Source organism: Nevskia soli (assembly GCF_903970205.1).
Taxonomy (GTDB): domain Bacteria; phylum Acidobacteriota; class Terriglobia; order Bryobacterales; family Bryobacteraceae; genus Bog-113.
The window spans coordinates 1-7,397 of record NZ_CAJCHS010000037.1; the positions used below are offsets into that span (position 1 = coordinate 1).

Below are 7,397 nucleotides of genomic sequence, written 5' to 3' on the forward strand. Positions count from 1 at the left end.
CCTGGTCGTGGAGGTGACAGACTCGACGGGCCAGCCGCTTCCCGGCGAAATCGTTAAATTCAGTGGAGCCGGGCTGGAGTTTTCGAGCGATGAAGTTACGACGGGTTCAAACGGTCAAGCCTCGGTCACGGCGACTCCGAAGCACATCGGATCCCTGACTGCTTCGGCAGCGGTCAACGGCGTAACGACTCCCGCGGCCTTTGCCCTCACGGCAACTAAGGCGGAGCTCACGGTGGCCGCCGTCAACGAGAGCGTGGCCTACCAGCAGCCCATCCCGGCGCTCACGTACACGATTACCGGTTTCGTGAACGGGGACACGCAGTCTGTAGTCACCGGCAGTCCCACGGAAACCACGACGGCCACCGACGGTTCAGCTCCCGGAACCTATCCCATCACCATCGGCCTGGGCTCGCTGGCGGCAACCAACTACCGCTTCACCTTTGAGAACGGCACGCTCACCATAACCGCTCCATAGTCCGGAGATCGTTGGTAGTCCCCACTCGATAAGCCCTTCGATACGAACGGTTCGCGGCGGCGGAAGTCACGATACTTCCGGCGCCGCCGTTCATTTCCCGCCCAGCCGGTTTCGAAGCGGTATCAGAAGGTACAAGGTAGCTAAGTTCAAGAGAGATAGCAGGACCGCGATTTCCGTCCGCCCCAGCGCGACGGCGGCTCCTATAGCGCCGACGTTCCAGATGCTGGCGGCCGCTGCCGTGCCGTGAATTGTAACGCCTTCTTTGAGGATCGCGCCGCCACCGACGAAGCCGATACCCGCCACCAGACCTTGCAGCATTCGTGAAACCGCGGCGGGGTCCGGCGTTCCCCCGGGAGGCGCCAGGAGCGCTTGCGAGATGAGGACGTACCCGCAACTCGCCATCGCGACAATGGGAAACGTGCGCACGCCGACGCTGTGCGCTTCTTGCTCGCGCTCGATTCCAAGCGGGAGAGCGATGAGGTAAGCGAGGCCGATCCGTTCGGCGTTGGACCAGAGCAGCGCCCAGTCCCAATTGTTGGCTTGCATGTGTCTCGTGGTACTCTACCGCAACATCCAAATGGACACTTTCGCGGTTAGGCCGGCGGTTCGTCACTACAAACATCTCGAGTTGCTAATCCACATCTTCGTCGTCGTGCTCTTGGTCTCGAACCTGGTCGCGGCGAAGCTGACGAAGATCGGACCCTTGACATTCAGCGGCGCGCAGGTATTGTTTCCGATCACCTATATCTTCGGCGATGTCTTCACCGAAGTCTACGGCTACGCGGCCTCACGCCGCGCGATCTGGATCGGCTTCCTGGCTTCCGCCTTATTAGCATTGCTGGGCCTGTTTGCGGTTTCGCTTCCACCGGCGCCCTCATGGCACAACCAGCAAGCCTACGCGACCATTTTTGGCGTCGTGCCGCGCGTGATCGCCTCCAGCCTAATTGCTTATTGGGCCGGCGAGTTCGCTAATTCCTATACGCTGGCGAAGATGAAACTGCTTACCGGCGGTAAGTATCTTTGGACGCGCACGGTGGGTTCGACCGTAGTCGGACAGGGCGTGGACACGGTTCTCGTGATTACTCTCCTCTTCGCCGGAACACAACCGGTTTCAACCATCGTGAACCTGATCGTCTCAGGCTATCTGTTCAAGGTAGTTTACGAAGTGCTGGCGACGCCTTTGACCTATAAGATCGTGAACTTTCTGAAACGCAGCGAGGGGCTTGATACCTTCGATCGCGAGACCGACTTCAATCCTTTCCGCGGCGCGCGATTCCCGAACGAAGGATAACTATCGCGGATAATCGGAAGTAAATGCCATTTCCAATTCACCGCGGCCGCCGCTTGCGAAGCAGCGAAGCCATGCGGTCGCTGGTTCGCGAAACTCGACTCGACCCGGCGCAGTTCGTGCTGCCTTTGTTCATCTGTCCCGGCGAAGGCGTGCGGCGCGAGATCGGGTCCATGCCCGGTCAGTATCATCTCTCGGTGGATGAATTCGTGCTGGAGTGCGATGAAGCACGAGGCTTGGGAATCGGCGGCGTCATGTTGTTCGGACTGCCTGAATCCAAGGATGAGTTGGCGTCGGGAGCCTATGCGGAAGACGGAATCGTGCAGCGCGCGCTGCGTGCGGCTAGGAGTCAAACGCGCGATCTGCTACTGATTACCGACGTCTGCAACTGCGAGTACACCAGTCACGGCCATTGTGGCTTTGTGAAGGACGGCGACGTGGTGAACGACGTGACCCTCGAATGGTTGAGCCGGACTGCTCTATCGCATGCGCGCGCCGGCGCCGACATCATAGCGCCTTCCGACATGATGGACGGGCGCGTTGGGGCGATCCGCAAGACGCTCGATGAGAATGGATTCGAGCAGACACCGATTCTGTCGTACGCGGCGAAGTTCGCATCGGTCTTCTATGGTCCGTTTCGAGAGGCGGCCGAATCCGCGCCGCAGTTCGGCGACCGGCGCTCCTACCAGATGGATCCGCCCAACGCGCGGGAGGCGATGCGCGAAATCGAGCAGGATCTTGCGGAAGGCGCGGACATGGTGATGGTGAAGCCCGCGCTCGCGTACCTCGATCTCATCCATGAAGCACGGACGCGTTTCGATGTGCCAATCGCCGCCTATCAGGTAAGTGGTGAGTACTCAATGATTATGGCCGCGGCGCGCAATGGGTGGATCGATCAGGAGCGCGCCATGATGGAGACTCTGGTGTCGATTCGTCGTGCCGGGGCGGACTTTGTGCTAACTTACTTTGCTAAGGATGCGGCGCGACTGCTCGCCTGACGCTGCTCGCCTAATGCTTCTGGCCCCAGGCCGGGAAAGCCTCTAAAGCATCGACAATGTTATGTACTTTGTCCGTATGCGCGTCTTCCTGCCATCCGCCTGACTGCGTATTGAGAACAGAATCGCGCGGGCTTCCGTTATCCTGAACCGCATAGAGCGTAAACGTCAGCGCCTGTTCGGCCACTCGCCGGTATATGGGAGAATTGGTCGCTGCCGAGTAGAGTGCCAGCACCGCGCCATAAGTTGAATTAATGCCGCCCCACGGATCACGGTCCTCATCTTGCTCACCGGATACCGCTACTCCGAATCGTACGGATAGGAAGTTACGGCCGACGAAATCGATCAAAGTTCGCGCGTCTTGTTCCCAGTCAGGATCGAGTGCGTCCTTCTTTTCGATCAAGTAACGCGCCATGTTCAGCGGCGCCCAGGCGGTGCGGTTCTTTTCCGAATGGTGGTCCTCGAAGAACTGTACCCAGAGATAGCCGTCGCCTGCCGCATTGGGGATCTGTTTGGTCTTGATCCAATCCCATAGCTTGGCTCGTGGTTGCTTGAACTCCGCATGTTCTAAGTCGATCAAGCGGTCGAACAACCGCAGAATATAGACCATATCGCCGGAGACGGGTCCGCGCGGTTCACCCGTCCGGTAATCAGCGCGAAAGGGCCACGGCGAGTGCGTTTCGTCCGCGGGACCCATATTCATGCGCAAGACATCGGCAATGTGTAGAGCCTGCTCAAGGTAGCGCCGGTCTTTCGTTTCGTCGTAAAGCATTGTCAGCGCGTAGCCGGCAACGCCTCCTTTATCCGGCTCGATCTCATACGGGTGGTCATCCTGTGTCCCGCAATCTGCCGGTTGCGGGAACTTACCCTCAATACCTGTCGACCGTGGGAACCGCGGGTATTTCCCGGAATCGGGTGTTAGTGCTTCCTTGATCAGATAGTCGCCCATGTAGCGCGCGAACTGGAGTACTCTCGGATCGCGCCGTCCTTTCAGCCGGTAATACTTCACATACGAGATGATGCCCATTCCATTCTGCATCGCGGGGATTGTGTCGTGTCGACTTTCGATCGGCTGGTAGTTGCCGTCCATGAACGTAAGTCCGATGAATCGGGGGTAGCCATGGTCGAACGGACATTGCAGGTACCAGTTCATTTCCCTTTCGAGCGCGTCATTCCAATTGATCCAGGGCAGGAGGGTTCCGTCGCTGGCGTAGACAGCCGCGTGCGGACCGAGCCGCGGCGGTTCAGCGGCGCGTGCCTGGACTAACGCGATACTGGCGGACAAAGCAGCCACTGCAATCGATTTCATAAGATGCTCTTACAGTAACGCGGCGTGATCGTTTGATAAAGTCGGTAGCGGAATGAACAAACGGCGATTTCTGAATCTGATGACGGGCGCGCTGGCCAGCCCTTTGATTGCGCCTCTAACCACGTTCGCCGAAGGGCAGCCGCTCAAGAACTGGTCGGGCAACCTCACCTACAGTACGCGGCAAGTGGATGACGCCTCGACCGTTGACCAGGTGCGCTCCATCGTGCGCGCGCAGGAGAAGTTGAAGGTGCTCGGAACGCGTCACTGCTTCAACGCGATTGCGGACAGTTCGCATCACCTTCTCTCGTTGAAGCCGATGCATGCCATCGTCGCGCTCGACGCTGCGGCTCGCACGGTGACGGTGGAGCCGAGCGTTACTTACGGACAGCTCGGCCCCTACCTCGACGCGAAAGGCTTCGCGTTGCATAACCTTGCTTCGCTGCCGCACATCTCGGTCGCCGGGTCCATAACAACTGCGACGCACGGTTCGGGAGAGAGGAACCGGAATCTTTCCAGCTCGGTGTCGGGGCTTGAGATCGTAACCGCATCGGGCGACCTGGTAACGCTTTCGCGGAAAACGGATGGCGAAACCTTTCGAGGCGCAGTTGTGGGCCTTGGCGCACTGGGGGTGATCACTCGCGTCACGTTGGATATCGAGCCTACTTATAAAGTGCGACAGTACGTCTATCTCGACCTTCCGCTCGAACAGGTGAAAGAACACTTTGATCAGATTCAGGCGAGCGGGTATAGCGTAAGCTTGTTTACCGACTGGCAGAACCGGCTAATTAGCGAATTGTGGCTTAAGGTTCGGGATGATAGCCCGTTCGCCGGACCACCCGAATTCTTAGGCGCGAAGTTAGCTACGCGCGATCTGCATCCCATCGAAAACTTATCGGCCGAGAACTGTACGGCGCAGCGGGGCGTGCCGGGTCCGTGGTATGACCGGCTGCCGCATTTCCGCATGGGTTTCACGCCAAGCGCCGGCGCGGAGTTGCAATCGGAGTATCTCTTGCCGCGCCGCAACGCGGTCGATGCAATTCTCGCGGTCGAACGACTGCGCGATCAAATTACTCCTCACCTGTTGATTTCGGAAATCCGCACCATCGCCGCCGACGATCTCTGGATGAGTACCTGCTACAAACAGGACAGCGTCGCCATCCACTTTACCTGGAAACCGGATTGGCCGGCGGTAAAGCGCGTGCTACCCGTGATCGAGAGGCAGCTCTCGACGTTTCAAACGCGGCCGCACTGGGGCAAACTATTTACGATGAATCCGCGGGAACTCCGCACACGCTATGAAAAGCTGGACGATTTCGTTCACCTGGCAGCGAAGTACGATCCGAAGGGAAAATTCCGCAATCAGTTTCTAGACTCGACGGTTTTTGCGACTTAGAGACTACCAGCGAAGGCGGGCGGGCAGGAACTCCGCGAACAAGTCGGTGTAGTAAGGCATCAGCGCCTTCACGTCCGGCTTGGTGTGTCCCTTGGAGTAGAGGTCGTAAGGATTGAACTTGTTGACCCATTCCAGCATTGCCCTGTCTTTCTCGTTTGTCAGGTAGCCATAGGCGCCATGCCGGTGCCAGGCATAAAACGAGTGAAAACGAAGCATATATAGCGCCTCGTCCGGTAAGTAGGGCTTCATAACCTCCGCAATATAGCCGTCATGTCCGAACGACATGTGAACGTTCTCCAACCCGCAATTCGGCTCGTAAATTCCGTACTTTGTCTGGTATTCGGGCACATGTGCGTCAGGATTGCCGGCAAAGTACTCCGGAAAGACGATCTGATCGGACCAGGCGCAACCTACCGGGAAGGTATCGCCGACGACTCCCCACTGCGGCTCCCCGTAAAGGCAGAGACACTTACCTAAGTCATGAATAAATCCGGTTAGAACCATCCAGCGAGGATGTCCATCGCGGCGGATGGCTTCCGATGTCTGCAGCAGATGCTCCAGCTGGGTTAGATCAGTGTCCGGATCGCTGTCGTCCACTAATGTGTTCAGGTACTCGGCAGCTTCCCATACGCTTTTCTCGCCGCGGTTAAGCGCAAAGTATTGTTTCTCTTTCTCTAGCACGTAGCCGAGCGTCTGGTTCTCGTGATTGAGCCGGTAGAACTCAGCGACTCCGGGGTTAGCGGTTGCGTCATATTGACGAAACTCCGCGTCGCTCTTGCCTTCTTTGTAACGCCCCTCGAGAAAATCGTCCCAGTCCTCGAGATTGCTCAACGGCTGAGCAGATGGGGAAACGAGTGTGCTCATAAGCGTATTGTCGCTTAGTTTAGGTCGCTTCGGCAAAGACGCCGCACTCGGAAATCGCAGGAGAAGCGGTAGCCCGGATGATGCGCAGACGCATTCGGGTGGTCGTGACGAAATCCGTCGATCGAAGAATGCGACCTAAGCCGATGCTGGTCCCTGTACCGAAGATCTGCCAGTCTCCATCCCGCCACAGATCGACCGCAAATGCATCGATGCGCTGACCGAGCGCAATGTATTCGCGCAATCGCACAAGGTTGAAGCGCACCGGTCGCGAGAACTCAAAAACAACGTCCGCGTTGGTGATTCCATCATCCGTCGACCAGTAAGAGTGACGATCGCCATCGACTAGATTGCGCCCGCCCCATTCCGGCCGGTGTCCACGCACGTTAGAGGCAGCTACCCTGGCTTGGGCCGCGAGGTTCGACCGGAACGTCTCCCTTCGCAGGCTGCCGAATTCGCGCAGGGAAGCGGCATCGGCCTCATGAATCAAACCCCGACGATCCGGCGGGACATTGAGCAAGAGACTTCCGCCGCGCCCGACAGATGCATAGTAGAGTTCGCGAAGTTGCCGCGGCGTCTTCACCTTGCTGTTCTCGGCCTCGTGCCAGAACCAACCGGGGCGAATGGAAACGTCGCACTCTGCCGGCATCCAGTATTTACCGTTTCTTGTTCCGACAGAAGATTCTGCTTCTCGTATATCACCGGGTACTCCGGGGCCGCCGCCCGCCGATTGCGGCGTGTAGGTGGCCCAACACGTCTCGCCCGCAACTCCGGTTTCATTACCCACCCACCGTACATCCGGACCGGCGTCGCTGAAGATGACCGCGCCCGGTTGTAATTCGCGTTCCAGCTTCCAGGTATTACTCCAGTCGTAATAAGCGTGCTTGTCGATGACGCGCTTTTCCCGGGCGCCGCCGTAGTATCCGTCGCCTCCGTTCGCGCCATCGTGCCAGATCTCGCATACAGGTCCATAGTTAGTCAGCAGCTCGCGCGCTTGTGCCCGGTAAATCTCCAGATATCGGGGAGTACCGTAAGTACTCTGGTTGCGGTCCCACAGATCGGAAGAGCGTCGTGTA

Annotated in this window: 7 protein-coding genes; 4 read left to right on the forward strand and 3 right to left on the reverse strand. The window is 58.2% G+C overall.

Annotation, left to right across the window (positions count from 1 at the left end; all coding sequences use genetic code 11):
• The coding region (locus H1Y01_RS01930) for an MBG domain-containing protein (protein ID WP_180538407.1) at positions 1 to 475 on the forward strand (475 nt) is incomplete at its 5' end.
• A gap of 90 nt (positions 476 to 565) precedes the next feature.
• On the opposite strand, the gene H1Y01_RS01935 is transcribed toward H1Y01_RS01930, so the two are convergent.
• Positions 566 to 1,021 carry an MgtC/SapB family protein gene (locus tag H1Y01_RS01935; RefSeq protein WP_180538408.1) on the reverse strand — a complete coding sequence of 152 codons (456 nt, stop codon included), beginning with the start codon at positions 1,019 to 1,021 and terminating at the stop codon, positions 566 to 568.
• Positions 1,022 to 1,052: 31 nt separating this feature from the next.
• On the opposite strand from H1Y01_RS01935, the gene H1Y01_RS01940 reads away from it, so the two are divergent.
• Both H1Y01_RS01940 and hemB read left to right on the forward strand, forming a co-directional pair.
• Entirely contained in the window at positions 1,053 to 1,766 is a 714-nt protein-coding gene (locus H1Y01_RS01940) for a queuosine precursor transporter (protein WP_180538409.1), read from the forward strand.
• 23 nt (positions 1,767 to 1,789) lie between these two features.
• Positions 1,790 to 2,761: a porphobilinogen synthase gene (gene hemB, locus H1Y01_RS01945; protein WP_180538410.1), complete on the forward strand. Its 972-nt coding sequence runs from the start codon at positions 1,790 to 1,792 to the stop codon at positions 2,759 to 2,761.
• A 10-nt stretch (positions 2,762 to 2,771) separates the two neighbouring features.
• Here the strand turns inward: hemB and H1Y01_RS01950 are convergent, their stop codons facing one another.
• A complete protein-coding gene (locus H1Y01_RS01950) occupies positions 2,772 to 4,067 on the reverse strand; it encodes a hypothetical protein (RefSeq protein WP_180538411.1) in 1,296 nt (431 codons plus the stop codon).
• Positions 4,068 to 4,119: 52 nt separating this feature from the next.
• On the opposite strand from H1Y01_RS01950, the gene H1Y01_RS01955 reads away from it, so the two are divergent.
• Positions 4,120 to 5,460, forward strand: a complete 1,341-nt coding sequence (locus tag H1Y01_RS01955) for a D-arabinono-1,4-lactone oxidase (RefSeq protein ID WP_180538412.1) — start codon at positions 4,120 to 4,122, stop codon at positions 5,458 to 5,460.
• Between the two features lie 3 nt (positions 5,461 to 5,463).
• On the opposite strand, the gene H1Y01_RS01960 is transcribed toward H1Y01_RS01955, so the two are convergent.
• Positions 5,464 to 6,324, reverse strand: coding sequence for an inositol oxygenase family protein (locus H1Y01_RS01960; RefSeq protein ID WP_180538413.1), 861 nt, complete (start codon positions 6,322 to 6,324; stop codon positions 5,464 to 5,466).
• Positions 6,325 to 7,397 lie beyond the last annotated feature (1,073 nt).